The organism is Streptomyces sp. A1136 (genome assembly GCF_004795055.1).
In the GTDB taxonomy this organism is placed as follows: Bacteria; Actinomycetota; Actinomycetes; order Streptomycetales; family Streptomycetaceae; genus Streptomyces.
Window position 1 is genome coordinate 172251 of sequence record NZ_SSBJ01000001.1, and the last position, 24223, is coordinate 196473.

Annotated in this window: 23 protein-coding genes, 2 tRNA genes and 1 pseudogene; 5 read left to right on the forward strand and 21 right to left on the reverse strand. The window is 70.3% G+C overall.

Annotated features, from left to right (window positions below; genetic code table 11):
* Nucleotides 1–91 precede the first annotated feature (91 nt).
* Nucleotides 92–2116, forward strand: a complete 2025-nt coding sequence (gene pknB / locus E6R62_RS00820) for a Stk1 family PASTA domain-containing Ser/Thr kinase (RefSeq protein WP_136210278.1) — start codon at nt 92–94, stop codon at nt 2114–2116.
* A gap of 62 nt (nt 2117–2178) precedes the next feature.
* On the opposite strand, the gene E6R62_RS00825 is transcribed toward pknB, so the two are convergent.
* The 6 genes and pseudogenes from E6R62_RS00825 to E6R62_RS00845 form a co-directional block, all read right to left on the reverse strand.
* A complete protein-coding gene (locus E6R62_RS00825; protein WP_136210280.1) occupies nt 2179–2919 on the reverse strand; it encodes a class E sortase in 741 nt (246 codons plus the stop codon).
* A 36-nt stretch (nt 2920–2955) separates the two neighbouring features.
* A pseudogene (locus E6R62_RS00830) lies at nt 2956–3639 on the reverse strand (class E sortase); the annotation flags it as partial.
* Between the two features lie 137 nt (nt 3640–3776).
* Complete coding sequence (locus E6R62_RS00835; protein WP_136210284.1) at nt 3777–4415, reverse strand: aminodeoxychorismate/anthranilate synthase component II; 639 nt, start codon at nt 4413–4415, stop codon at nt 3777–3779.
* Complete coding sequence (locus tag E6R62_RS39320) at nt 4412–4588, reverse strand: hypothetical protein (protein WP_168713929.1); 177 nt, start codon at nt 4586–4588, stop codon at nt 4412–4414. Before E6R62_RS39320 ends, E6R62_RS00835 begins: the two co-directional genes overlap by 4 nt.
* Before the next feature lie 90 nt (nt 4589–4678).
* Nucleotides 4679–5437: a class E sortase gene (locus E6R62_RS00840; RefSeq protein ID WP_136210286.1), complete on the reverse strand. Its 759-nt coding sequence runs from the start codon at nt 5435–5437 to the stop codon at nt 4679–4681.
* Nucleotides 5394–6182: a DUF881 domain-containing protein gene (locus E6R62_RS00845; RefSeq protein ID WP_136210288.1), complete on the reverse strand. Its 789-nt coding sequence runs from the start codon at nt 6180–6182 to the stop codon at nt 5394–5396. Before E6R62_RS00845 ends, E6R62_RS00840 begins: the two co-directional genes overlap by 44 nt.
* 91 nt (nt 6183–6273) lie before the next feature.
* Between E6R62_RS00845 and crgA the strand changes: the two genes are divergently transcribed.
* Nucleotides 6274–6528: a cell division protein CrgA gene (gene crgA / locus E6R62_RS00850; RefSeq protein ID WP_136210290.1), complete on the forward strand. Its 255-nt coding sequence runs from the start codon at nt 6274–6276 to the stop codon at nt 6526–6528.
* 161 nt (nt 6529–6689) lie between these two features.
* Here crgA and E6R62_RS00855 read toward each other — a convergent pair whose 3' ends face one another.
* Both E6R62_RS00855 and E6R62_RS00860 read right to left on the reverse strand, forming a co-directional pair.
* Nucleotides 6690–7571, reverse strand: coding sequence for a rhomboid family intramembrane serine protease (locus E6R62_RS00855; RefSeq protein WP_136210292.1), 882 nt, complete (start codon nt 7569–7571; stop codon nt 6690–6692).
* A 118-nt stretch (nt 7572–7689) separates the two neighbouring features.
* Nucleotides 7690–8217 (reverse strand): peptidylprolyl isomerase, encoded by a 528-nt coding sequence (locus E6R62_RS00860; protein WP_136210294.1) that lies wholly within the window; start codon nt 8215–8217, stop codon nt 7690–7692.
* A gap of 178 nt (nt 8218–8395) precedes the next feature.
* Between E6R62_RS00860 and E6R62_RS00865 the strand changes: the two genes are divergently transcribed.
* Nucleotides 8396–9082, forward strand: a complete 687-nt coding sequence (locus E6R62_RS00865) for a DUF5324 family protein (protein WP_136210296.1) — start codon at nt 8396–8398, stop codon at nt 9080–9082.
* A gap of 105 nt (nt 9083–9187) precedes the next feature.
* Here the strand turns inward: E6R62_RS00865 and E6R62_RS00870 are convergent, their stop codons facing one another.
* The gene (locus E6R62_RS00870) at nt 9188–9634 is read right to left on the reverse strand and encodes a LysM peptidoglycan-binding domain-containing protein (protein ID WP_136210298.1); all 447 of its coding nucleotides are present in this window, start codon (nt 9632–9634) and stop codon (nt 9188–9190) included.
* Nucleotides 9635–9910: 276 nt separating this feature from the next.
* Nucleotides 9911–9983: transfer RNA gene (locus tag E6R62_RS00875), tRNA-Ala, on the reverse strand.
* A 160-nt stretch (nt 9984–10143) separates the two neighbouring features.
* Between E6R62_RS00875 and E6R62_RS00880 the strand changes: the two genes are divergently transcribed.
* Nucleotides 10144–10692 (forward strand): DNA-binding protein, encoded by a 549-nt coding sequence (locus E6R62_RS00880; protein ID WP_136210300.1) that lies wholly within the window; start codon nt 10144–10146, stop codon nt 10690–10692.
* 34 nt (nt 10693–10726) lie between these two features.
* Nucleotides 10727–11989: a serine/threonine-protein kinase gene (locus tag E6R62_RS00885; RefSeq protein ID WP_136210302.1), complete on the forward strand. Its 1263-nt coding sequence runs from the start codon at nt 10727–10729 to the stop codon at nt 11987–11989.
* On the opposite strand, the gene E6R62_RS00890 is transcribed toward E6R62_RS00885, so the two are convergent.
* The 11 genes from E6R62_RS00890 to dnaN form a co-directional block, all read right to left on the reverse strand.
* Nucleotides 11986–13299, reverse strand: a complete 1314-nt coding sequence (locus E6R62_RS00890; RefSeq protein WP_240801412.1) for a hypothetical protein — start codon at nt 13297–13299, stop codon at nt 11986–11988. The two genes, E6R62_RS00885 and E6R62_RS00890, sit on opposite strands and share 4 nt — an antisense overlap.
* Before the next feature lie 123 nt (nt 13300–13422).
* Complete coding sequence (locus E6R62_RS00895) at nt 13423–13557, reverse strand: DLW-39 family protein (protein ID WP_208809277.1); 135 nt, start codon at nt 13555–13557, stop codon at nt 13423–13425.
* Nucleotides 13558–13703: 146 nt separating this feature from the next.
* Entirely contained in the window at nt 13704–14042 is a 339-nt protein-coding gene (locus E6R62_RS00900; protein ID WP_136210308.1) for an ASCH domain-containing protein, read from the reverse strand.
* A gap of 91 nt (nt 14043–14133) precedes the next feature.
* Nucleotides 14134–14207 (reverse strand) — tRNA-Ile (locus E6R62_RS00905).
* 93 nt (nt 14208–14300) lie between these two features.
* Nucleotides 14301–14933 carry a DUF3566 domain-containing protein gene (locus E6R62_RS00910; protein ID WP_136210310.1) on the reverse strand — a complete coding sequence of 211 codons (633 nt, stop codon included), beginning with the start codon at nt 14931–14933 and terminating at the stop codon, nt 14301–14303.
* Nucleotides 14934–14936: 3 nt separating this feature from the next.
* Nucleotides 14937–17558, reverse strand: coding sequence for a DNA gyrase subunit A (gyrA, locus tag E6R62_RS00915; RefSeq protein ID WP_136210312.1), 2622 nt, complete (start codon nt 17556–17558; stop codon nt 14937–14939).
* A gap of 40 nt (nt 17559–17598) precedes the next feature.
* Nucleotides 17599–19620 (reverse strand): DNA topoisomerase (ATP-hydrolyzing) subunit B, encoded by a 2022-nt coding sequence (gyrB, locus tag E6R62_RS00920; protein ID WP_136210652.1) that lies wholly within the window; start codon nt 19618–19620, stop codon nt 17599–17601.
* A 435-nt stretch (nt 19621–20055) separates the two neighbouring features.
* A complete protein-coding gene (locus E6R62_RS00925) occupies nt 20056–20616 on the reverse strand; it encodes a DUF721 domain-containing protein (protein WP_240801413.1) in 561 nt (186 codons plus the stop codon).
* Nucleotides 20613–21749: a DNA replication/repair protein RecF gene (gene recF / locus E6R62_RS00930; RefSeq protein WP_136210314.1), complete on the reverse strand. Its 1137-nt coding sequence runs from the start codon at nt 21747–21749 to the stop codon at nt 20613–20615. Before recF ends, E6R62_RS00925 begins: the two co-directional genes overlap by 4 nt.
* Nucleotides 21750–21848: 99 nt before the next feature.
* Entirely contained in the window at nt 21849–22724 is an 876-nt protein-coding gene (gnd, locus tag E6R62_RS00935; protein WP_136210316.1) for a phosphogluconate dehydrogenase (NAD(+)-dependent, decarboxylating), read from the reverse strand.
* A gap of 169 nt (nt 22725–22893) precedes the next feature.
* The gene (gene dnaN, locus E6R62_RS00940; RefSeq protein ID WP_136210318.1) at nt 22894–24024 is read right to left on the reverse strand and encodes a DNA polymerase III subunit beta; all 1131 of its coding nucleotides are present in this window, start codon (nt 24022–24024) and stop codon (nt 22894–22896) included.
* Between the last annotated feature and the right edge of the window lie 199 nt (nt 24025–24223).

A 24223-nucleotide genomic window follows, 5' to 3' on the forward strand; every position in this document is an offset into this window, starting at 1 on the left:
CACCTCCGATCGGCCGGTAGCCTTTGCGCGAACAGCACACCGCCGGACCACACACAGGTGCGGTCGGGACTGACGGAGAGGGCTGCAAGTTATGGAAGAGCCGCGTCGCCTCGGCGGCCGGTACGAGCTGAGCCACGTGCTCGGCCGTGGTGGCATGGCCGAGGTCTACCTCGGCCACGACACCCGGCTCGGCCGTACCGTCGCCGTCAAGACCCTGCGCGCCGACCTCGCCCGCGACCCGTCCTTCCAGGCCCGGTTCCGCCGCGAGGCCCAGTCGGCCGCGTCGCTCAACCACCCGGCGATCGTCGCCGTCTACGACACCGGCGAGGACTACGTAGACAACATCTCCATCCCGTACATCGTGATGGAGTACGTCGACGGGTCCACCCTGCGCGAGCTGCTGCACTCCGGCCGGAAGCTGCTGCCCGAGCGCACCCTGGAAATGACCATCGGCATCCTCCAGGCCCTGGAGTACTCGCACCGCGCCGGCATCGTGCACCGCGACATCAAGCCCGCCAACGTGATGCTCACCCGCACCGGCCAGGTCAAGGTCATGGACTTCGGCATCGCCCGCGCCATGGGCGACTCCGGCATGACCATGACGCAGACCGCCGCGGTCATCGGCACCGCCCAGTACCTCTCGCCCGAGCAGGCCAAGGGCGAACAGGTCGACGCGCGCTCCGACCTCTACTCCGCCGGCTGCCTGCTCTACGAGCTCCTCTGCGTCCGGCCGCCGTTCGTCGGCGACTCCCCGGTGGCCGTCGCCTACCAGCACGTGCGCGAGGAACCGCAGCCCCCGTCGAACTTCGACCCCGAGATCACGCCGGTGATGGACGCCATCGTCCTCAAGGCACTGGTCAAGGACCCCGACTACCGCTACCAGTCCGCCGACGAGATGCGCGCCGACATCGAGGCCTGCCTCGACGGCCAGCCCGTCGCCGCGACCGCCGCCATGGGAGCCGCCGGATACGGCTACGGCGACCAGGGCAACGGGTACGGTCACCAGGGCTACGACCAGCCCACCACCGCCCTGCGCAGCGCCGAGCCCGGCCAGACCTCGATGATGCCCCCCACCCCCGGTGACGGCTACGGGTACGGCGACCAGGGCCACGGCGGTTACGACCAGGGCGGCCACGGCCGCCGGCCGCAGAAGAAGAGCCGCGCCTCGACGGTCCTGCTGGCCGTCGCCGCCGTCCTCGTCCTGGTCGGTGCCATCCTCATCGGCCGCACCGTCTTCACCGGCGGCGCCGACAACCGTCCCACCGTCCCGAAGCTGATCGGCGAGACCCTGGCATCGGCCCAGGAACGCGCCAAGAACGTCAGCCTCACGGTGGTGCAGGACGGCACGATGGAATGTGACGACCAGCCCAAGGACCGGGTCTGCCAACAGAGCCCGGCGCCCGACAGCAAGGTCGACAAGAACTCCACCATCAAGGTCAAGATCTCCTCGGGTGCGCCCAAGGTGGCGGTCCCCGACGTGCTGCGGATGAAGTCGGACCAGGCCGAGTCCACTGTGCAGGGCAAGGGCTTCCAAGTGGAGAAGAAGCTGGTCGAGTCCGACCAGTCGCCCGGCATCGTCCTGGACCAGGACCCCAAGTCCGACGTCAAGGCGGAGAAGGGTTCGGTCGTCACCCTGACCGTCTCGAAGGAGATCGCGAAGGGCACCGTCCCGGACCTCACCGGCAAGACGCAGGACGCGGCGGCCAAGCTGCTCTCCGACGCCAAGCTCAAGCTCGGCAGCGTCACCGAGGTCGACCCGCCGGCGGGAACCACTCCGGCGCCCAAGACGATCGTGCAGCAGCAGTACGCGCCCGGCCAGGAGCTGGCCAAGGGCACGACGGTCAACGTCAGCATCGCCAAGGCCGCGCCGGCGCAGCCGGTCGTCGTACCGCCGCTGACCGGTCAGACGGTGGCTCAGGCCAAGCTGACCCTCCAGGCGAGCGGCCTGGCCTTCGGCTCGGTCCTCGCCGGTCCGACGGACGACAACGCGGTGGTCCTGGACTCGAACCCGGCGGCAGGCACGCCCCTGCCCGCCGGAACGGTGATCAACGTCCGTACGGCCAAGGGTCAGGACGGCGGGTTCTTCGGCGGCCTCACCGGAGGCAACCGCCGCTGACCGGGGCCCGAACGAGAACGGCCCGGCCCTCCCCGCCCAAGGGGAGGGCCGGGCCGTTCCCGTCAGCGCAGTTCCGCGGGCGGGGTGCGCCGGGCGTCCACCTTCTCCGTCCGCACCAGTTCGCCCCACACCACATAGCGGTACTTCGAGGTGTACACGGGGGTGCAGGTCGTCAGCGTGATGTAGCGCCCCGGGGCCGTCCTGCCGGACTCCTTCGGGACCGGGTTGATCACGTCCACGTCGTACTTGGACGTCTGGCGCAGCTCGGCGAAGACCTTGTACACGTACCAGGTGTCGCGCGTCTCGAAGACGACCGCGTCGCCGTTCTTCACCTTGTCGATGTCGTGGAACTTCGCGCCGTGTCCGTCGCGGTGCGCCGCCAGCGTGAAGTTGCCCTTCTCCTCCCACGGCAGCGCCGCCTTCACCGGCTCCGTGTAGTACCCGGCGACGCCGTCGTTGAGGACCTCCGGCGACGTGCCCGGCTTGACCAGCACCTCGCCGTTGTCCATCGCCGGCACGTGCAGGAACCCGATGCCGTCCTGGGTGTCCAGGGCTCCGGGCTCGGCCTGCCGCGGCGCCCCGCCGGGCGGCTGCTGCCGCTGCCACTGGCGCCGGACCTCGTCGGCGCGCGCCGACGCCTGCCGGTCGGCCAGGACGTTCGTCCACCACAGCGAGTAGGCCACGAACAGGCCCAGCACCAGGCCCAGGGTGATGAGGAGCTCGCCGAGCAGGCTCAGGACTCCCGCGAGGACACTGCGGCCGCCGGGCGGCGGCGTCGAACGGCGGCGGCGGGCACGAGACACTGCGGATTCGTCCTCTGTGGCGTACGTACGGTCGGCTTACGGGCTGTTCAGCGCGGGCGGGGGACCCTGACCGCGGGGGCGTTCCCCGGTCATCCTGCCCCATACGATCATCCGGTAGGTGCTGGTGAACTCCGGCGTGCAGGTCGTCAGCGTGATGTACCGGCCGGGTCCGGTGAACCCCGAGCCCTCGGGAACCGGCTTGATCACCGACACGTTGGCCGGTGAGGTCTGCGGCAGCGCCGAGGTCATCTCATAGGTGTAGTAGGCGTCCCGGGTCTCCACCACGATCGGGTCACCCGATACCAGGCGGTTGATGAAGCGGAACGGTTCGCCGTGGGTGTTGCGGTGACCGGCCAGGGCGAAGTTGCCCTGCGCGTCGGCCGGCATGGCCGTCTTCAGCGGTCCCTCGCCGTAGTGCCCGACCATCCCCTTGTCGAGCACCTGCGTCTTGCTGACGCCCTCCGCCACCGGCACCTTCACGTCCAGTTTCGGAATGTGCAGGATCGCGAAGCCCTGGCCGGGCTCGAAGGCCACCGCCGGCGGCGCGGCCGACCCGCCGGGGGCGTGTTCCCAGTTCTGCCGGAGCGAGCCCGCGGCCCCGTGCGCCGTCCGCTCGGCCAGCACGTTGGTGTACCAGAGCTGATAGGTGACGAACAGCAGCATCACCACCCCGACGGTGATGAACAGTTCCCCCAAGGCCCTGCTCAGCACCACCAGCGGGCCGCCCGAGCGCGGGCGCCTGCGGCGGCGTCCACCGCCCCGCTTGCGCGCCCGCGCGTGCGTGCGCTTCGAGGCCTCCTGTGCCGCCTTGCGCCGCGCGGCCCGGCCCCCCGTGGGGGCGGACGGCGCGACGGTCGTCACGCGACGGCCTTGCCCACCACCGGGGCCAGCCCCACCGACCGCCCCACGGCCCCGGCGTCACCGCAGCGCACGAGCCAGTTCGCGAGCATCCGGTGGCCCCACTCCGTCAGCACGGACTCGGGGTGGAACTGCACTCCCTCGACGTCGTGCTGGCGGTGCCGCAGGCCCATGATGATCCCGTCCTCGGTGCGCGCGGTGACCTCCAGCGCGTCGGGGAGGGACTGCGGCTCGGCCGCGAGCGAGTGGTAGCGCGTCGCGGTGAACGGCGACGGCAGCCCCGCGAACACGCCGAGCCCCTCGTGCACCACCGGCGAGGTCTTGCCGTGCAGCAGCTCCGGCGCCCGGCCGACGACCCCTCCGTAGGCGACGGCCATCGACTGCATCCCGAGGCAGACACCGAAGACCGGAACGCCCGTGTCGGCGCAGTGCCGCACCATGTCGACGCAGACGCCCGCCTCCTCCGGGGTTCCCGGGCCGGGCGACAGCAGCACGCCGTCGAAGCCGTCCTGGGCGTGCGCGAGCTCCACCTCGTCGTTGCGCAGCACCTCGCACTCGGCGCCGAGCTGGTAGAGGTACTGGACCAGATTGAAGACAAAGCTGTCGTAGTTGTCGACAACCAGAATGCGCGCGCTCACGGAGCAGCTCCCGATCCCTCGTCCACCGTCACGTCGTTGAACGGAAGGAGCGGCTCGGCCCACGGGAAGACGTACTGGAACAGCACGAACACCACCGCGAGGACCAGTGCGAGCGAGATCAGCGCGCGTACCCATGCGTTGCCGGGCAGGTGCCGCCAGATCCAGCCGTACATCGTGCCCGCTTCCCTCTCGTTCCACGTTCCTCCCACGCACCGCGGGAGCGGTACCGCAACAGACTAAAGCCAGCGGCCCCGCCGAGGGCGTCACCTCGTCAATCCCTCCGGCGGACCCTGTGCGGACGAGCGGGTTCCGGTGAGTTCCGCCCACACCACCAGTCGGTGGCTGTGACCCCATTCCGGTTCGCAGGTGGTCAGCGTCAGGTACCGGCCGGGGGCGCCGAAGGGGGAACCGCGCGGCACCGGGTCGAGCACCCCCGTCTCGGTGGGCAGGATGCGCGACGGCGCCGCCCGGACGGTGTACGTGTACCAGGTCTCGGCGTCCTTGACGATCACGGCGTCCCCGGGGCGCAGCTCCGGCACGTCCTTGAAGGGGTCCCCGTAGGTCCGCCGGTGCCCGGCCACCGAGAAGTTCCCGCTCTCCCCGGGTCGGGCCGTACCCCGGTAGTGACCGAGGCCCTTCTTCAGGGTGTCCGGGCCGGTGCCCTCCAGTACGGGCTTGTTCCAGTCCGCGCCGAAGCGGGGCACGTACATCTCGGCGAAGGCGCGCCCCTCGGCGGGCGGCGGGGCCGGGGAGGCGGGGGATGCCTGGGGTGGGGCGGTGCGGGCGGTGGGGGCCGCGTGCCCGGCGGGCCGCTCGGGGGCCGACCAGCTCCGGCGCAGCCGGGCCACCTGGTCGTCCATGTCGCGATCGGCCCGGACCCCCGTCCACAGCAGCAGGTACACCACGAACAGCAGGATCAGCGTGCCGACCGTCAGGCACACCTCGCTGAACGTCCGTACCAGCAGGCGCGGTACGACGTCAGGGCGTCGGCGTGGACGTGGCGGGTTCCACCGGCTTCGCATAGTGGAGGTCCACTGTGCCGGAGTAGCCGGGCAGTGTCAGCGCCTTGTGGTCGTCCACTTTCCAGCCGAGGCCGTAGGCGGTGACGTACAGCTGGTAGTTCTGCAGGGCGGGCGAGGCCGCCAGGGCCTTGTGCAACGCGCCCGGGTCGCCGACCGCGGAGACCTTGTACGGGGGCGAGTAGACCCGGCCCTGGAGGATCAGCGTGTTGCCGACGCAGCGCACGGCGCTGGTGGAGATCAGGCGCTGGTCCATGATCTGGATGCCGGTGGCGCCGCCCTGCCACAGCGCGTTCACCACGGCCTGGAGGTCCTGCTGGTGGATGACCAGGTCGTTGGGCTGGGGGTCGGGCACGTTGGGGATGCGGGGGGTGGCGTTGGGGGGAGCGTCGTTGAGGGTGACGGTCAGCCCCTTGCCGGAGATCTCCTCGGTGCCCGAGGCGGTGCGCAGGGCGGCCAGCTTGGCGTCCTCCGCCTTGGTGCTGCCGTCGTCACGCTCGGCGAGGGCGTCCACCTGGGCGCGTACGGCCGCGGTGGTCCGCTCCAGGTCGCCGTTCTTCTGGCTGCGTTCCTGGATCAGGTCGGAGAGCTTGAGGAGCGACGCGTCCGTGCGGATGTTCGTACCCTTGGACGTGTTGAAGCTGGTGACGAAAATGAGGCCGGCGAGGGCGAAAACGGCGGCCGTCAGCAGCCGGACCGGTCGCAGCCGGCGGCGGGGACCCGCGGAGGAGTCGTCGGAATCGCTCAACGTACCCTTCTCCTTCAACGCCACAGGTCCACTACGCTAACGGACGCCCGGGGCAGGCAAGGTCCCCAGCGCATCGACAGGAGAGCCCCTCGTGCCGAAGTCACGTATCCGCAAGAAGGACGACTACACGCCGCCGCCGACGCGGCAGCCGCAGGCGATCAGGTTGACGAACCGCAGCTGGGTCGCCCCGGTCATGCTGGCGTTCTTCCTCATCGGCCTCGCCTGGATCGTCGTCTTCTATGTGACCGATACCCAGCTGCCCGTCGAATCACTGGGCAACTGGAACATCGTGGTCGGTTTCGGTTTCATCGCGGCGGGCTTCGGCGTCTCGACGCAGTGGAAGTAGCCGGGCGGGCATAGCGCACTTCCCCCGCCGAAGGAAGCTCTCCCCATGAGTTATCCACAGCGTCATCCACACCTGAGGAAAAGGCAGAAGATCTGTGGATAACTCTGTGGAGAGTTGACGCCGGTGTGATCAGGTGAGTGCCGTCGGGGGCGGGGCGGCACTCAGCCGAGCGCCGCCAGATCGGCCGTTCTGACGGCGATCAGCAGCACTGCCAGCAGGAATACCGCCACGCAGCTCCCCCACTGGACGAGCACCCGCTTCCTGCCCGAGCCCCGGGCGAGCAGTCCCAGGGTGACCAGGGCGCCGGTGACCAGGCCGCCCACATGCGCCTGCCAGGACACGCTCATGCCACCGATCCGCACGAAGGTCAGCGCCAGCATCAGGGCGACCATGATGATCACCGGGCGCATCTCGTACCGCATCCGGCGCGCGAGGACGGCCGTGGCGCCGAGCAGGCCGAAGATGGCGCCCGACGCGCCGAGGGTCGCGGTGTTCGGCGCGGTCAGCAGATAGACGAGGGCGCTCCCGCCCAGGCCTGACAGCAGGTATACGGCCAGGTAGCGGCCCCGGCCCAGCGCCGCCTCCAGCGGTCCGCCGAGCACCCACAGGCCGATCATGTTGCCGATCAGGTGCCACCACTCGGTGTGCAGGAAGACCGAGGTCAGCAGCCGGTGGTACTCACCGGTGGACACACCCTCCAAGGGTGCTCCGTAGTACTCCACGTAGCGGCCGAGCAGCTCCAGCCGCACGGGCAGGCCGGGCACCGCCTGTGCGACGAGGAACAGCGCGACGTTGATGCCGATCAGGATCTTGGTGACCAGGCGCGGATCGGCGGCGACCGCGCCGCCCGCCAGGGTCCGCGGCGCATGGGGGGCGGGGCGCCGGCCCGTGCCGGAACCCTCGCGGACGCACTCGGGGCACTGGAAGCCGACCGAGGCGCTGATCATGCACTCCGGGCAGATCGGCCGGTCGCAGCGGACGCAGCGAATCCCCGTGTCGCGCTCCGGATGGCGGTAGCACCCCGGCAGACGGTCGGTGTCCATCGTTCCCCTCGATCCACGGCGGGACGGGCGCGCGGCGCCGTCCCACCGGTCCGGTCACGGTACGTATCGAGGACGGACGGGCGGGGCGGAAAGGTTCCCGGCGCGGCGCCGCGCGGGGTCAGCGCTTCTCGACGACCACCGTCCGGATGATCACGTCGTCCTGCGGCCGCTCCGTGCGCGGGTTGGTCGGCAGGGCGGCGATCTCGTCCACGATCTTCTGGCTGGCCTTGTCGGTGACCTCGCCGAAAATGGTGTGCTTGCGGGTCAGCCAGGCGGTGGGCGCGACGGTGATGAAGAACTGCGAGCCGTTGGTGCCCGGGCCGGCGTTGGCCATGGCGACCAGGTACGGCTTGGTGAAGGCCAGGTCCGGGTGGAACTCGTCGGCGAACTGGTAGCCGGGGCCGCCGGTGCCGTTGCCGAGCGGGTCGCCGCCCTGGATCATGAAACCGCTGATGATGCGGTGGAACACCGTGCCGTCGTACAGCGGGTCCGTGGTCTTCTGACCGTCCGTCGGCCTGGTCCACTCGCGTTCGCCGGTGGCGAGCTCCACGAAGTTCCGTACGGTCTTCGGAGCGAAGTTCGCCAACAGCTCGATCTCGATGTCGCCGTGATTCGTCTTCAAGGTGGCGTAGAGCTTCTCGGCCAACGGGATCTGCCTTCCCTAGTGCTCGCTGTCGGTGCCCGATCCTCCCACGATGGGGGCCGCCACACGGAAAACCCTCCACCCGTATGCCCTGTCACACATGCCCGTTGGCGTCGGTACAGGCATGATCCGACAAAGGGTGGAAAGGTGAACTGTGTCCGCCACCGAGGAGGAGGATCCCGTGACCCGCAAGGACAGCGTGCGCCTGGCAGCCGAGAACGCCAGGGAGAGCATGCGGCACGCAGCGGAAGTGGTGGCGCCGTACGCAGAAACCGCCAAGGACGCGGCTGTGCACTACGCGCAAGAGGCGAACGAGCGGCTGGCGCCGAAGGTTTCGTACGCGGCCGGAGAGGCCGCCCGACAAGCCCGCACGACCTACGACAGCCACCTGCAGCCGCGCCTCAAGGCCGCGCGGGCGCATGTGCCTCCGCCGGTCGACCGGGCCGCCACCACCGCCGTGCACCAGACGCGCCGGGTGGCGCGCCAGGCCGCCGACTACACGCAGCCGCGACTCGAGAGCGCGCTTGCGGCCGCCCAACCCATGGCGGAGGAAGCCGCGTCGCGTTCCGCGGCGGCACTCGCGGCGCTGCGCGGCCAGGTGACGGCCAAGGAGGTGCAGCGGCTGGTACGCAAGCACGAACGGCGGGCGCGCGCGGGCCGGCTGCTCAAGGGCATCGCGGTGGCCGGCCTGGTCGCGGGCGCCGCCTACGCCGCGTGGAAGTGGTGGGACCAGCAGTCCAACCCGGACTGGCTCGTCGAGCCGCCGGCGGCCACGGAGCCGGGGCGGGACGCCGAATCGGCGAGCTTCGACGACGAACTGGCGGCCAAGGAGAACGAGGCCGGCTCGAACGGCGAGCCACAGGTCTGACGGACATCGCCCGAGGCACGGCACCGCCCAAGGGCACGGCATCGCCCAAGGCACGGTGGAGGGGCCCGGATCGATTCGATCCGGGCCCCTCCACCGTGTCCGGGGTCAGTTCGGGAGCATGAGCACCATGCCCGGCCGGATCAGGTCCGGGTTCGGGCCGACGACGGACTTGTTCATGGCGTAGAGCTCGCGCCAGCGCCCCTCGTTGCCCAGCTCGCGGCGGGCGATGGCGGAAAGCGAGTCACCCGCCTTGACGATGTAGGTGCGCTGCGCCTCGGACGGCGGCTTGGGCGCCGCCGGGACCGCCTTGTGGGCAGCGGAGCCCGGCGTGGGCGTCTTGTGCTGCACGTGCCCGGGTGCGGGCTTGGGAGGCGCCGCGGCGGCCATCCGTTCGGCCGCCCTGGGGCCGGAGGCGGCGTCGGTGTACTTCCCGCCCATGTCGTTGGGCCCGGTGGGCCTGACGGGGGCCTGCTGCTCGACCTGCTCCTTCGCCTTCTCGGCGGCCTCTTCCCGCCTCTTCTTGTCGGACTTCAGAAAGTCGAAGATTCCCATGGTGTGTGCGCCTCCGGCGTGGTTTCGCCCCCCTGCTCACAGTGCCTCACCCCACTCTCGACCACCATCCACGCCCCGGCCCCGTGACTGGCCCGTCCGGGCGACGGGGCGTCCTCGCCGATCCGGCCCGGACCGGAGTCCGCACTCGGCGTGGCCGATGTTTCACGTGAAACATCGGTTCGCTTGGGCGGCGCGCTCGCTCCGGCTTGCGTGCGCCACATGCGAAAAAGACCCCCTCGACCAGTGTTTCCGCTGGTCAAGGGGGTCTTTCAGGAGTGGAGCCTAGGAGATTCGAACTCCTGACATCTGCCTTGCAAAGGCAGCGCTCTACCAACTGAGCTAAGGCCCCGAAAACGGATACGCCCGTCCCTTGGTGAAGGAGTGGTCGTTCCGCAGAACAGAGTACCGGGTGTACCCCCTCATCCCGCAAAATGATAGGGACTCCCGCCCCGCGACCACTCTCCGTAAGATGCTCGCGAGGTTCGCACCAGCGAAGGGGAGTTGTCAGCGTGGACGCAGTACAGCAAGAGGCCACCGCCAGAGCCAGGGAGCTCCAGCGCAGTTGGTACGGCGAGCCGCTGGGAGCGCTCTTTCGCCGGCTCATAGACGACCTCGGGCTGAACCAGGCCCGCCTCGCTGCCGTCCTCGGACTGTCGGCCCCGATGCTGTCCCAGCTGATGAGCGGCCAGCGGGCCAAGATCGGGAACCCTGCCGTGGTCCAGCGGGTCCAGGCGCTCCAAGACCTCGCCGGTCAGGTCGCCGACGGCAGCGTCAGCGCGGCCGAGGCCACCGACCGCATGGACGAGATCAAGCGGACGCAGGGCGGCTCCGTCCTCAGCAACAGCGGTCAGACGAGCACCGGTTCGGGCGCACCCACGGTGAAGCGGGTCGTGCGCGAGATCCAGTCCCTGCTGCGTTCGGTCTCCGCCGCGGGCGACATCATCGACGCCGCGGACACGCTCGCCGCCAGCCATCCGGAACTCGCCGAGTTCCTGCGGGTCTACGGCGCCGGCCGCACCTCCGACGCGGTCGCCCACTACGAGGCGCACCAGAACTGACCGCACGAGCGACGACGGGGGGACGGGCAGAGCGATGGGTGAGGTCTTCGCCGGCCGGTACGAGCTGATCGACCCGATCGGACGGGGCGGCGCCGGCGCCGTCTGGCGGGCCTGGGACCAACGCCGTCGCCGGTACGTCGCCGCGAAGGTCCTCCTCCAGGGCGACGCCCACACCCTGCTGCGTTTCGTGCGCGAGCAGGCCCTGCGGATCGACCACCCGCACGTCCTCGCCCCGGCCAGCTGGGCGGCGGACGACGACAAGGTGCTGTTCACCATGGACCTCGTCGGCGGCGGTTCCCTCGCCCATGTGATCGCGGACTACGGACCGCTGCCGCCGCGCTTCGTGTGCACCCTGCTCGACCAGCTCCTCGCGGGGCTGGCGGCGGTGCACGCGGAGGGCGTCGTCCACCGCGACATCAAACCGGCCAACATCCTGCTGGAGGCGACCGGGACGGGGCGACCCCACCTGCGGCTGTCCGACTTCGGGATCTCGATGCGCAAGGGCGAGCCACGGCTCACCGACACCCATGTCGTCGTCGGCACGCCGGGATACTTCGCCCCCGAGCAAATGCTGGGCGCCGAACCCGACTTCCCCGCCGACCTCTTCGCCGTGGGCCTCGTGGCGCTGTACTTGCTCCAAGGGAGCAAGCCCGACGCCCAAAAGCTGGTGGAGCACTACCTGACGCGGGGAACACCCGACGCACCCGAGGGCGTTCCCACGCCTCTGTGGGACGTCATCGCGAGCCTGCTGCACCCGAACCCGGAGAACCGGTTCCGGACCGCCACAGGGGCCCGCAAGGCCCTTGCCGAGGCCGTCGAGCTGCTGCCGCCACCTCCGCCGGACGAAGAACCCGTCGAAGTGTTCGACCAACTCGGTCCGCTCCCCGCCGGTTTCGGCCCCCACGGCCCCGAGGCCACCCACCGACCCGAGGCCGCCCACGGGCCCGAAGTCCACCAGGTCCCGGTGGCACCCGAGGATCCCGCGGTTCCCCAGGACCCGGCAGTTCCCCAAGCCCCGCCACTCGCGGTCGCCGTCGTCCCCGAAGCCGCTCGGCCCACGCCCCCGCCGCACTCCCCGTTCGGGCCGCCGGTGGGCTACGGCCCTTCGGCGACCGGCAGCTTCCACCTCGCCCCGCCGACCGCGCCCCCGCCGATCGCGCCGCCCCCGCGGCCGTCCGCGACCCGCCGGGCGATCGCCCCGCCCTCGCGCCGGGTCACGGCCGTCGTCCTCTCCGCCGCCCTGCTCTGCTTCGCCGTGGGCACTTGGGCGCTGACCCGCATCCAGGGCGTGCTCTAAGGGGTGTTCCGAAGATCCCTCCCGGCCCGCGCCAGCAGGAACCAGCCGCCGAGCCCGAGCAGCAGCACCAGCCCGGCGCCGAACCCCGCGCCGGCCACCACCCGCATCACCGACCGGTCGTCCTCAGCCGCGGCGGCCTCCGGACCGGTGAGCCCCTCCTTCGCCGCCGTCCGGTCGGCGGAGCCCACGCCGAACCCGGCCGCGCCCAGGCTCTCCCGGTACGCGGGCGCCTTGCCGGGGGCGCCGACGACGTCCATCCGCAGGGTCAACGGCACCGGCGTCACGTCCCGTGTGAAGTCCGCGACCTTCCCGCCCAGCGTGACGGCGAGGTAATACCAGCCGGCCACCCCCGTCCCCCGTACCGCGGCGTCGTTCGAGAAGCGGTTCTCGTACGCCACCGGGGCGGTCTTCGGCAGGGTGACGGCCGCCTGCTTGCCGTCGTAGGAGGTGTCCTCGGAGTCCACCAGGCCCCGGTACGGGCTGTAGAGCGAGACGGTGAGCCCGCCGGGGGCCGATCCGTACGGCTTGGTCATCTCGGCGGCCGCGATCTCCGCGCCGATCCCCAACTGCTGTCCCCAGTCCAGCGGGACGCGGTAGTACCGGGTCTGTCCGGGCCGCAGGTCGTCGCGCCACACCCCGCCGCCCAGGGCGCGCGCGTCGTTGAAGCCGGTTCCGCCGGTACGGGCCACGGGTTCCGCGCCCGGAAGCGTCGGCGAGGCCGAGGGCCACACGCTGGGCGCGACCGTGGGCACGGCGCCACCCAGGCCCGGCTCGCGCCGGACCAGGAGTTCCACCGGCCACGGCCCCCGGGCGGAGTCCTTGGCCGCGGTTCGCGTCACCTTGGCGTAGTAGATGCCGCCCGCCCGGCAGTCGGCGTCCTCCCGTACCCGCCGGACGGCCGCCGCGCCGATCGGGACGGGGTCGTAAGCGAAGCCGGCCCGGCCGGGGTTGGGGCAGCGCCGTCCCTCCTTCGTCATGATCTCGACCTCGACGCCGTCGCTGTAGCCCACCTCGGAGCCCTTGGTGGGCCGGACCACGGCGGAGACGTACACGTCGGACGTGTCGTCGAGGCCGAGCCGGTAGAACCGCTCACCGGGGGAGACGGTGTCCTCGTAGACCGTCCCGGGCTCCAGCAGCGGGGCGTCCGCGCTGGAGGGCTTGCCCTGGACCGGGCGGGCTCCCTCGGGCACGCGGTACTCCGGCAGCGGCCCCGGCGCGGGTCCGGCCCCGAAAGCGGCTCCCGGCGCCCCGAGCGCGAGTCCCGCGGCCACCGCCCCGACCAGCACCGTCGTCCTTACCCGGTCCCTCACACGCACCCACACCCCGGATTCACTCCCGCAAGCCCGAACTTTGCGTACCGCAACTTTTCGTGCCGGAACAGCACAAAGCCCCGGCAGCAGCGGCAGCCGGGGCCTTATGGGAAACGGTGGGTCTCACACGCCGGAACCAGAAGGCACGGAGTCGGTTGCCTCCGTCCACAGGTCCTGCTCGGCGCGGTCCGCCTGGATCTGGCGGTACACGAGGAGCCCGCCGATGGCGGCCAGTGCGACCAGGAGCAGCTTCTTCACCGCGCGACCTCGTCTTTCGTTGACGTTGGGGACTTCTGACGGCCCACAATACACACCGACCGATACCGATCGGTTATCTGAGGGGCCCCTCCGGCGCCACTCGACCGGCCCAAGGAAACCGGCCCGACGAAGGAGGCACCCGGCCTTCAGGGAGCGTCCGCCGCCAAGCGGAAACGGACGACGGTGACCTCGTCGGCGGGAGCGAGGTCGGGATAGTGGTACCGCAGCCTGGCGTGCAGCTCCGCGAGGTCGCGGAACCCGTCGGCGACGGCGTCCGCCCCGGTCAGCTCGTCGACCCTTTTCGAAGTGAGCCGCGTGACGACGCCCGGGAGCACCAGTTCCTCGTCCAGCTCGAAGACCAGGGCGACCGGTCCTTCGGCGACCGGGTCCCGGTAGCGCACGGTCGTCGTCTTCCGTCCCGTGCGGACGGCGTCGAGATAGTCCCTGTGGAAGTGCAAGGACCGCGGCTGCGGGTCGTTGTTCATGCCCAACACCCTAAGACGGGCGCGCCGGGGGCCTGCGGGCCGCACAACGCGAAGACCCCCAACCGGAATCGGTTGGGGGTCTTCGACACTGTGGGGCTAACAGGATTTGAACCTGTGGCCTCATCCTTATCAGGGATGCGCTCTAACCAACTGAGCTATAGCCCCATCCGCGCTGCGCGCTGACTCCTGAAGGTTAGCGCACAGACCCGGCAGGTCCCAAATCCGTTCCGCGAGGCCGTCCCCGCAGGTCAGTCAGGCTCACTCGTCCTCGGCGAGCGTGAGCTCGACACCGCCCACGAACCCGGCCGAGACGTTGTAGATGAACGCGCCGAGCGTGGCGAGGGCCGTCGCCAGCACCACGTCGATCACGGCGATCACCGACGTGAAGATCAGCACGCGGGGCAGCGACAGGAACGACTGGAGGTCGAAGCCGTTGCTCTCGTTGGAACCGGTCGCCTCGCTGATCGTGCCGCCGACCGTCGAGAACACGCCCATCGCGTCCATGACCATCCACAGCACCACGGCCGCCACGACCGTGCAGATGCCGAGCGCGATCGACAGCAGGAAGCTGACCTTCATCACGGACCACGGGTCGGCCTTGGCCACCCGAAGCCGCGCCTTGCGGGTGCGGGGAGCCGTACGGACCCCCGTGCGCGCCTGACGCTGCGCGCCCGGGCCCGCGGGTGCCGCATAGGCCTGCGGCGGCTTGTACGGCTGCGCGCCCGCGTCCTGGCCCGCGCCGGCCTTCGCCTTCGACTTAGGCCCTCGGGTGTCCGTCACCGTGCTCCCCCTGCCCTTCGCGGCGGCGCCCCCGCCATCAGAATCCGCGGCGGGGCCACGGGCACCGTTCGCTCCAGTCTTGGCCGGTCCGGCGCCCGTGGCTCCACTCACGACTTACTCCTCGTGCTCCCCAGCCGAAGGCTGCGTGCCCTCGGCGGCCTCAACGGCCTGTCCTTCGGCTTCCTCGGTCTGCGACGGGTTCTCGTCGTCGACCTCGTCGGCATCCTGACCGGCCTCGGCGTTTCGCGCGATACCCACCACGGCGTCCCGCTTGCCCAGGTTGATCAGCTGGACGCCCATGGTGTCACGGCCGGTCTCCCGGACTTCATTGACGCGCGTACGAATCACACCACCGCTGAGGGTGATTGCGAGAATCTCGTCCGTTTCGTCGACCACCAGCGCGCCGACGAGCGAACCGCGGTCCTCCACGATCTTCGCCGCCTTGATGCCCAGCCCACCGCGGCCCTGGACGCGGTACTCGTCCACCGGCGTCCGCTTGGCGTAGCCGCCGTCGGTCGCGGTGAAGACGAAGGTACCGGGCCGGACCACGCTCATGGAGAGCAGTTCGTCCCCTCCGCGGAAGCTCATGCCCTTCACACCGGAGGTGGCACGGCCCATCGGACGCAGCGCCTCGTCGGTCGCGGTGAAGCGGATCGACTGCGCCTTCTTGCTGATGAGCAGCAGGTCGTCCTCGGCGGACACCAGCTCGGCACCGATCAGCTCGTCGGCACCGCCGTCGGAGCCGTCGGCGCCCGTCTCGCGGAGGTTGATGGCGATGACACCACCCGCACGGGGGGAGTCGTAGTCCTTCAGCGCCGTCTTCTTCACCAGGCCGCCCTTGGTGGCCAGGATCAGGTAGGGAGCGGCCTCGTAGTCGCGGATCGCCAGGATCTGGGCGATCTTCTCGTCCGGCTGGAAGGCCAGCAGGTTCGCGACGTGCTGACCGCGCGCGTCACGTCCGGCGTCCGGGAGCTCGTACGCCTTGGACCGGTAGACCCGGCCCTTGTTGGTGAAGAACAGCAGCCAGTGATGCGTGGTGGACACGAAGAAGTGGTCGACCAGGTCGTCCTGCTTCAGCTTCGTGCCGCGCACGCCCTTGCCGCCGCGCTTCTGCGAGCGGTAGTCCTCGGTCTTGGTGCGCTTGACGTAACCACCGTGCGTGATGGTGACGACGATGTCCTCTTCGGCGATCAGGTCCTCGATGGACATGTCACCGTCGAAGGGCACCAGCTTGGAGCGCCGGTCGTCGCCGAACTTCTCGACGATGGCCGCCAGCTCCTCACTGACGATGGAGCGCTGACGCTCCTCGGAGGCGAGGATCGCGTTGTACTCGTTGATCTTGGCCTGGAGCTCGTCGTGCTCGGCGACGATCTTCTGCCGCTCCAGCGCGGCGAGGCGGCGCAGCTGCATCTCCAGGATCGCGTTCGCCTGGATCTCGTCGATCTCCAGCAGGCCCATCAGGCCCTCGCGCGCGATCTCGACCGTGTTGCTGCGCCGGATCAGCGCGATGACCTCGTCGATCGCGTCCAGCGCCTTGAGCAGACCGCGCAGGATGTGGGCGCGCTCCTCCGCCTTGCGCAGGCGGAAGCGGGTGCGCCGGACGATGACCTCGATCTGGTGCTGCACCCAGTGGCGGATGAACGCGTCGATCGACAGGGTGCGCGGCACCCCGTCCACCAGCGCCAGCATGTTCGCGCCGAAGTTCGTCTGCAGGTCGGTGTGCTTGTACAGGTTGTTCAGCACGACCTTGGCGACCGCGTCCCGCTTGAGGACGATGACCAGACGCTGACCGGTCCGCGAGGAGGTCTCGTCGCGGACGTCGGCGATGCCGCCGATCTTGCCGTCCTTGACCAGGTCCGCGATCTTCTGCGCGAGGTTGTCGGGGTTGGTCTGGTACGGGAGTTCGGTGACCACCAGGCACTGGCGGTTCTGGATCTCCTCGACCTCGACCACCGCGCGCATGGTGATGGAGCCGCGACCGGTCCGGTACGCCTCCTCGATGCCCTTGCGGCCGACGACGAGGGCGCCGGACGGGAAGTCGGGGCCCTTGATGCGCTCGATGAGCGCGTCCTGGAGCTCCTCGTGCGAGGCCTCCGGGTGCTCCAGCGCCCACTGGGCGCCGGCCGCGACCTCGCGCAGGTTGTGCGGCGGGATGTTGGTGGCCATGCCGACCGCGATACCGGCACTGCCGTTGACCAGCAGGTTCGGGAAGCGCGCCGGCAGGACCGTCGGCTCCTGGTTGCGGCCGTCGTAGTTGTCCGTGAAGTCGACGGTCTCCTCGTCGATGTCCCGGAGCATCTCCATGGCCTGCGGCATCAGCTTGCACTCGGTGTAGCGCATGGCTGCCGCCGGGTCGTTGCCCGGCGAGCCGAAGTTGCCGTTGGAGTCCACCAGCGGCATCCGCATCGACCACGGCTGGGCCAGGCGGACCAGGGCGTCGTAGATCGAGGAGTCGCCGTGGGGGTGGTAGGTGCCCATGACGTCACCGACGACGCGGGCGCACTTGTAGAAGCCCTTCTCGGGCCGGTAGCCACCGTCGTACATCGCGTACAGCACGCGACGGTGGACGGGCTTGAGACCGTCCCGTACGTCGGGCAGGGCGCGGGAGACGATGACGGACATCGCGTAGTCGAGGTAGGAGCGCTGCATCTCCGTCTCGAGCCCGACGGGCTCGATGCGCAGCTGCTGGCCTTCCTCTTCGGTGTTCTCGGCGGTCGGGGTGGTTTCGTCGGCCATTGCTGGTCAGAAGTCCTTTCAGGCAGTCAGCTGAGCCGACTCAGATGTCGAGGAAGCGGACGTCCTTGGCGTTGCGCTGGATGAAGGAGCGCCGGGCTTCGACGTCCTCACCCATCAGCACCGAGAACAGGTCGTCGGCCTGCGCGGCGTCGTCCAGGGTGACCTGGCCGAGCACGCGGTGGTCCACGTCCATGGTCGTGACGCGCAGTTCCTCGGCGTTCATCTCGCCCAGACCCTTGAAGCGCTGGATGGAGTCTTCCCTGATCCGCTTGCCCTGTGCCTTGCCGTGCTCGACCAGGGCGTCGCGCTCGCGGTCCGAGTACGCGTACTCGAAGTCGTCCCGACCCCACTTGATCTTGTACAGCGGGGGACGCGACAGATAGACGTGCCCGGCCTCGACCAGCGGCCGCATGAAGCGGAACAGGAAGGTCAGCAGCAGGGTGTTGATGTGCTGGCCGTCGACGTCGGCGTCCGCCATCAGGATGATCTTGTGATAGCGGAGCTTCTCGATGTCGAAGTCCTCGTGCACACCGGTTCCGAAGGCACTGATCAGCGCCTGGACCTCGGTGTTCTGGAGGATCTTGTCGATACGGGCCTTCTCGACGTTCAGGATCTTGCCGCGGATCGGCAGGATGGCCTGGTACATCGGGTTGCGGCCGGACTTCGCGGAGCCACCGGCCGAGTCGCCCTCGACGATGAAGATCTCGCACTTCTTCGGGTCGTTCGACTGGCAGTCGGACAGCTTGCCCGGCAGCGAGGCGCTCTCCAGCAGGCCCTTGCGACGCGTCAGGTCACGGGCCTTGCGGGCCGCGACGCGCGCCGTGGCGGCCTGGATCGACTTGCGGATGATGTCCGCGGCCTCGACGGGGTTGCGGTCGAACCAGTCGTTGAGGTGCTCGTGCACGACCTTCTGCACGAAGGTCTTCGCCTCGGTGTTGCCCAGCTTGGTCTTCGTCTGGCCCTCGAACTGGGGCTCGCCCAGCTTGACCGAGATGATCGCCGTCAGACCCTCGCGGATGTCCTCGCCGGCGAGGTTGTCGTCCTTCTCGCGCAGCAGCTTCTTCTCGCGGGCGTAACGGTTGACCAGACCCGTCAGCGCGGCGCGGAAGCCCTCTTCGTGGGTACCGCCCTCGTGCGTGTGGATGGTGTTCGCGAAGGAGTAGACACCCTCGGTGTACTGCGAGTTCCACTGCATCGCGATCTCGACCGAGAGCATGCGCTCCTTGTCCTCGGCCTCGACGTCGATGACGGTCGGGTGGATCAGCTCGCCCTTGCGCGAGTTGAGGTACTTCACGAAGTCGACGATGCCGCCCTCGTAGTAGTACTTCACCGTGCGCGCGGTCGGCTCGGCCGCGTCCGCGTCGGGGTCGTCCGCGCCGACGGTGGCCTTGGCCGACTCGCGCTCGTCGGTCAGCGTCAGGGTCAGGCCCTTGTTGAGGAAGGCCATCTCCTGGAAGCGCCGCGACAGCGTCTCGAAGGAGTACTCGGTCGTCTCGAAGATGTCCGGGTCGGCCCAGAAGGTGACCGACGTGCCGTGCTCGTCGGTCTCCTCGTTCTTGGCGAGGGGGGCCGTCGGGGCGCCGAGCTTGTAGTCCTGGGTCCAGCGGTAGCCGTCCGTCTTGACCTCGACCGCGACCTTGGTCGACAGGGCGTTCACGACGGACACGCCGACGCCGTGCAGACCGCCGGAGACGGCGTAGCCGCCGCCGCCGAACTTGCCGCCCGCGTGCAGGACCGTGAGGACGACCTCGACGGCCGGCTTCCCCTCGGACGGCACGATGCCGACCGGGATGCCTCGGCCGTTGTCGATCACGCGTACGCCGCCGTCGGCGAGGATCGTCACGTCGATGGTGTCCGCGTGCCCGGCCAGGGCCTCGTCGACCGAGTTGTCGACGACCTCGTAGACGAGGTGGTGCAGACCACGCTCACCCGTGGAGCCGATGTACATGCCCGGCCGCTTGCGAACGGCGTCCAGGCCCTCGAGGACCTGGATCGCACTGGCGTCGTAATTCTTCTCGTTGGAGTCGCCGGAATCGGCCACGAAGCGCCCTTTCTGGCACAGCGCAGCCCGTACTCCGGTCCAGCATGTGCGCCGGCGGGAGCGGCCGCGTCGATCTGCGTTGTCTGCGTTGTCGGGTGTCCACCCGCTAATCGGGCGGGATTGTCTCCAGTCTACCGGTACCACTGACATGAATGGGGGTTTGCCGGTACCTGAGTCCGCATGTGCCGCCCTGAACCTCCTCTCTCCGACTCCCCATATCCGGGGAGGGGCCCAAAGAGGCTCACGCGGGCGTCCAGCGCTTCGGGTTGTCAACCCGCGACTACCGTGAGGGACGCCACCCGCGCGCATGCGACGGAGCCCGGCCGCGACCCGGCCGAAACCACACCGTCGCCGGCCCGTGATCAACATGGCGCGGGGCGGTCACGGCGCACCGCTCAGCGGGCGCGCGGCCACGTCCGAGGGGGGTCTGGGGGGGGAGCAGGGGTCCCGGAGGGGTCAGCCGTACGTATCGCCCGGGCCGGTGCCGCCCGGCACCCGCCACGGCCCGTACTGCTTCGGCCGGCCGCCGGGGCCGTGCACCTTGATCATCCGTACGGTGCCCTGTCCCAGCTCCGCGTTCAGCCGCGCGACCAGCTGCGGCGCCAGCAGCTTCAGCTGCGCCGCCCACGCCGAGGAATCGCACCGGACCACGAGCTCGCGGTCCTCGTACCGCTCGGGTACGCAGTGCGCGGCGATCTCCGGACCGACGATCTCCGGCCAGCGCTCCATCACGCCGGCCACCGCCATCGGCATCTCCCAGCCGTGTTCCGTCCGCAACCGGGCCAGCGCCGCCATCAACGGCATCGGGTCGCGGCCGTCGGCGCGCGCGCCCGACCGCAGCCCGGGCTGCTGCCGCTTCTTCCCGGGCGCAGCGTTGCCCCGCGCCCGTGCCTGCTCGCGCGCCGCCGCCAAGGCCTGGCGCGCCAGGTCCACCCCGGACAGCTGCGGCGTCTTGCGCTCCGGGTGCTCGGGGGGCTCCGGACGCTGCTCGCGCCGCGGGGGCTCGTACTCGCTCACAGCAGGGTCACCTCACCGCCGGACACCCCGAACCGCGCCCCCGCCAACACGTCCGGAACGTCGTCGTCCACAGCCGCCGTCACCAGCACCTGCTCACCCGGGGCCACCAGCTCCGCCAGCCGCTCCCGGCGCCGCGCGTCCAGCTCCGCGAACACGTCGTCCAGGATCAGCACCGGCTCGTCGCCCTCCGCCCGCAGCAGCTCGTACGAGGCCAGCCGCAGGGCCAGGGCGTACGACCAGGACTCGCCGTGGCTCGCGTACCCCTTCGCCGGCAGGTCCCCGAGCCGCAGCAGCACGTCGTCGCGGTGCGGACCCACCAGCGTCACGCCCCGCTCGATCTCCTGCTTGCGCACCTCGGCCAGAGCCGCGATCAGCACCTCGTACAGCGCCTCCCGGGTCCGCGCCGCGCCGCTGTCCACGGCGTCTGCGGCCGAGGCCTTGTAGGCGAGCCCCAGCGGGCCGCCGCCCGGCGCGAGCTGCTCGTACGCCTTGTCCGCCAGCGGCAACAAGGTCGCGATCAGGTCCAGCCGCTGCGCCAGCAGCTCCGCGCCCGCCCGGGCGAGGTGCTGGTCCCACACGTCGAGGGTCGAGAGGTCCATGGAACGCCCGCCGTGCCGACGGGCCATCGCCGCCGACTTCAGCAGGGTGTTGCGCTGCTTCAGCACCCGCTCGTAGTCCGAGCGGACGGCGGCCATCCGCGGTGAGCGGGCGGTGACGAGCTCGTCCAGGAAGCGGCGGCGCTCTCCCGGGTCGCCCTTCACCAGCGCCAGGTCCTCCGGCGCGAACAGCACCGTACGCACGATACCCAGCACGTCCCGCGGCCTGACCTGCGAGGACCGATTGACACGGGCCCGGTTCGCCCGCCCCGGATTGAGCTCCAGCTCGACCAGTTGGCGGCGTTCGCCCTGCGCCACAGCCGCGCGGATGATCGCCCGGTCCGCGCCCATCCGGACCAGCGGGGCGTCCGAGGAGACCCGGTGGCTGCCGAGGGTCGCGAGGTATCCGATCGCCTCGACGAGGTTGGTCTTGCCCTGGCCGTTGGGGCCCACGAACGCGGTGACGCCCGGACCGAGGGGGACCTCGGCCCGGGCGTAGGAGCGGAAGTCGGCCAGTGAGAGATGCGAGACGTACATGGTGCGCCGACCTCCCCCGGCTTCCCGCTGCTTGCTGTGGTGCTGCTGTGGTGCCTTCTCGCGTGGCGTGCCGGCGGTGCCGGTGGTGCCGTGCGCGGGCTACTTCTTCTCGACCGCGTGCCCGCCGAACTGGTTGCGCAGCGCGGCGATCATCTTCATCTGCGGGGAGTCGTCCTGGCGGGACGCGAACCGGGCGAAGAGCGAGGCGGTGATGGCCGGCAGCGGAACGGCGTTGTCGATCGCCGCCTCGACCGTCCAGCGGCCCTCGCCCGAGTCCTGCGCGAAGCCGCGCAGCTTCTCCAGGTGCTCGTCCTCGTCCAGCGCGTTCACGGCCAGGTCCAGCAGCCAGGAACGGATGACCGTGCCCTCCTGCCAGGACCGGAACACCTCGCGGACGTCGGTGACCGAGTCCACCTTCTCCAGCAGCTCCCAGCCCTCGGCGTAGGCCTGCATCATGGCGTACTCGATGCCGTTGTGGACCATCTTCGCGAAGTGGCCGGCGCCGACCTTGCCGGCGTGCACCGCGCCGAACTCGCCCTCCGGCTTGAGGGCGTCGAAGATCGGCTGTACGGCCGCGACGTGCTCCTTCTCGCCGCCGTACATCAGCGCGTAGCCGTTCTCCAGGCCCCACACGCCGCCGGAGACACCGCAGTCGACGAAGCCGATGCCCTTGGCGGCCAGTTCCTCGGCGTGCTTCTCGTCATCGGTCCAGCGCGAGTTGCCGCCGTCGACGACGATGTCGCCGGGCGAGAGCAGCTCGCCCAGTTCGTCGACGGTGGACTGCGTCGCCGCACCCGCCGGGACCATGACCCACACCACGCGGGGGGCCTGGAGGCCGTCCACAAGTTCCCGCAGGCTGTGGACATCCGCGAGGTCGGGGTTGCGGTCGTATCCGATGACGGTGTGGCCTGCGCGGCGGATGCGCTCGCGCATGTTGCCGCCCATCTTGCCGAGACCGATGAGACCAAGCTCCATCAGGTGCTTCCTTAAGCGTTGTGGCCGTCTGTGCCGGGCTCCCCGGGATCCGGGGCCGTCCCCGGATCCGAGCCTACGCCGGGCTGTCGGGCGGGACCCCACCCAACGTGCCGGGTACGCCGTCGGGCCCGGCCCGCGCAGTCGCGAGACCGGGCCCGACGGGACGGACTCAGCCGGACAGCCGCACCGGCATGATCAGGTACTTGTACGCCTCGTCCGCCTCGGCGTCCACCGCGGGTCGGCCGCTGAGCAGCGCCGGCTTGGTGGAGGTGGTGAAGCTCAGCTGGGCGGCGGGCGAGTCGATCGCGCTCAGGCCGTCCAGCAGGAAGGTCGGGTTGAAGGCGATCGAGATGTCGTCGCCCTCCAGCTTCGCGTCGACGCGTTCCACAGCCTGTGCATCGTCGCTGGAGCCGGCTTCCAGGATCAGCACGCCCTGCTCGAAGCTCAGGCGGACCGGGGTGTTGCGCTCGGCGACGAGGGCGACTCGCTTGACGGCCTCGACGAACGGGGCGGTCTCGATCACCGCGATGGAGTTGAACTCCGTCGGGAAGAGCGTGCGGTACTTCGGCAGGTCGCCTTCGAGAAGACGGGTCGTGGTGCGGCGGCCCGCGCCCTCGAAGCCGATGAGCCCTTCGCCCGCACCCGAGCCCGAGAGGGCGAGGGTCACGGTGTCACCGCTGGTCAGCGACTTGGCGGTGTCCAGGAGCGTCTTGGCGGGCACCAGGGCCACGGCGGAGGCGTCGGGGTTCTCCGGCTTCCACAGGAACTCGCGGACCGCGAAGCGGTAGCGGTCGGTGGAGGCGAGGGTGACCCGGTCGCCCTCGATCTCGATGCGGACACCGGTCAGCACGGGCAACGTGTCGTCGCGGCCCGCGGCGATGGCGACCTGGGCGGCGGCGGAGGCGAAGACCTCGCCGGGAACGGTGCCGGTCGCGGTCGGCATCTGCGGCAGCGCCGGGTACTCCTCCACAGGCAGGGTGTGGAGGGTGAACCGGGAGGAGCCGCAGACCACGGTCGCCCGTACACCGTCTGTGGAAATCTCCACCGGGCGGTTGGGGAGGGCGCGGCAGATGTCGGCGAGGAGCCGGCCGGAGACGAGGACCGTGCCGTCCTCCTCGACGTCGGCCTCGACGGAGACGCGGGCCGAGACCTCGTAGTCGAAGCCGGAAAGCGACAGCGTGCCGTCCTCGGCCTTGAGCAGCAGGCCCGCGAGAACGGGCACCGGCGGCCGGGCCGGGAGGCTGCGGGCAGCCCAGGCCACCGCCTCCGCGAGTACGTCGCGCTCCACCCGGATCTTCACCGGAACCGCCTCCTGCTGTTGCTCGCTCGTCTGCCGGCCTTCGTCGTCGGCTCCTGGCCCAGGGTCTCGACGGACCGAGGCCTCGGTGCCGGGGACCAGTCTGACGTACGGCGCCGACAGTCGGTGCTGTCGCCGGTCAAGTCGGGAGCACGGCGTCGCGGCGGCCGCACGACGAGTTGTGCACAGGACCTGCTTGAAA

What these genes read in the sequence shown, in the direction of transcription:
- E6R62_RS00855 (WP_136210292.1), bottom strand. Translation starts at nt 7,571, where the DNA reads ATGGACACCGACCGTCTGCCGGGGTGCTACCGCCATCCGGAGCGCGAC.
- E6R62_RS39320 (WP_168713929.1), bottom strand. Translation starts at nt 4,588, where the DNA reads ATGTACGGCTGGATCTGGCGGCACCTGCCCGGCAACGCATGGGTACGC.
- pknB (WP_136210278.1), top strand. Translation starts at nt 92, where the DNA reads ATGGAAGAGCCGCGTCGCCTCGGCGGCCGGTACGAGCTGAGCCACGTG.
- E6R62_RS00840 (WP_136210286.1), bottom strand. Translation starts at nt 5,437, where the DNA reads ATGCGAAGCCGGTGGAACCCGCCACGTCCACGCCGACGCCCTGACGTC.
- E6R62_RS00885 (WP_136210302.1), top strand. Translation starts at nt 10,727, where the DNA reads ATGGGTGAGGTCTTCGCCGGCCGGTACGAGCTGATCGACCCGATCGGA.
- gyrA (WP_136210312.1), bottom strand. Translation starts at nt 17,558, where the DNA reads ATGGCCGACGAAACCACCCCGACCGCCGAGAACACCGAAGAGGAAGGC.
- E6R62_RS00900 (WP_136210308.1), bottom strand. Translation starts at nt 14,042, where the DNA reads ATGAACAACGACCCGCAGCCGCGGTCCTTGCACTTCCACAGGGACTAT.
- gnd (WP_136210316.1), bottom strand. Translation starts at nt 22,724, where the DNA reads ATGGAGCTTGGTCTCATCGGTCTCGGCAAGATGGGCGGCAACATGCGC.
- recF (WP_136210314.1), bottom strand. Translation starts at nt 21,749, where the DNA reads ATGTACGTCTCGCATCTCTCACTGGCCGACTTCCGCTCCTACGCCCGG.
- E6R62_RS00870 (WP_136210298.1), bottom strand. Translation starts at nt 9,634, where the DNA reads ATGGGAATCTTCGACTTTCTGAAGTCCGACAAGAAGAGGCGGGAAGAG.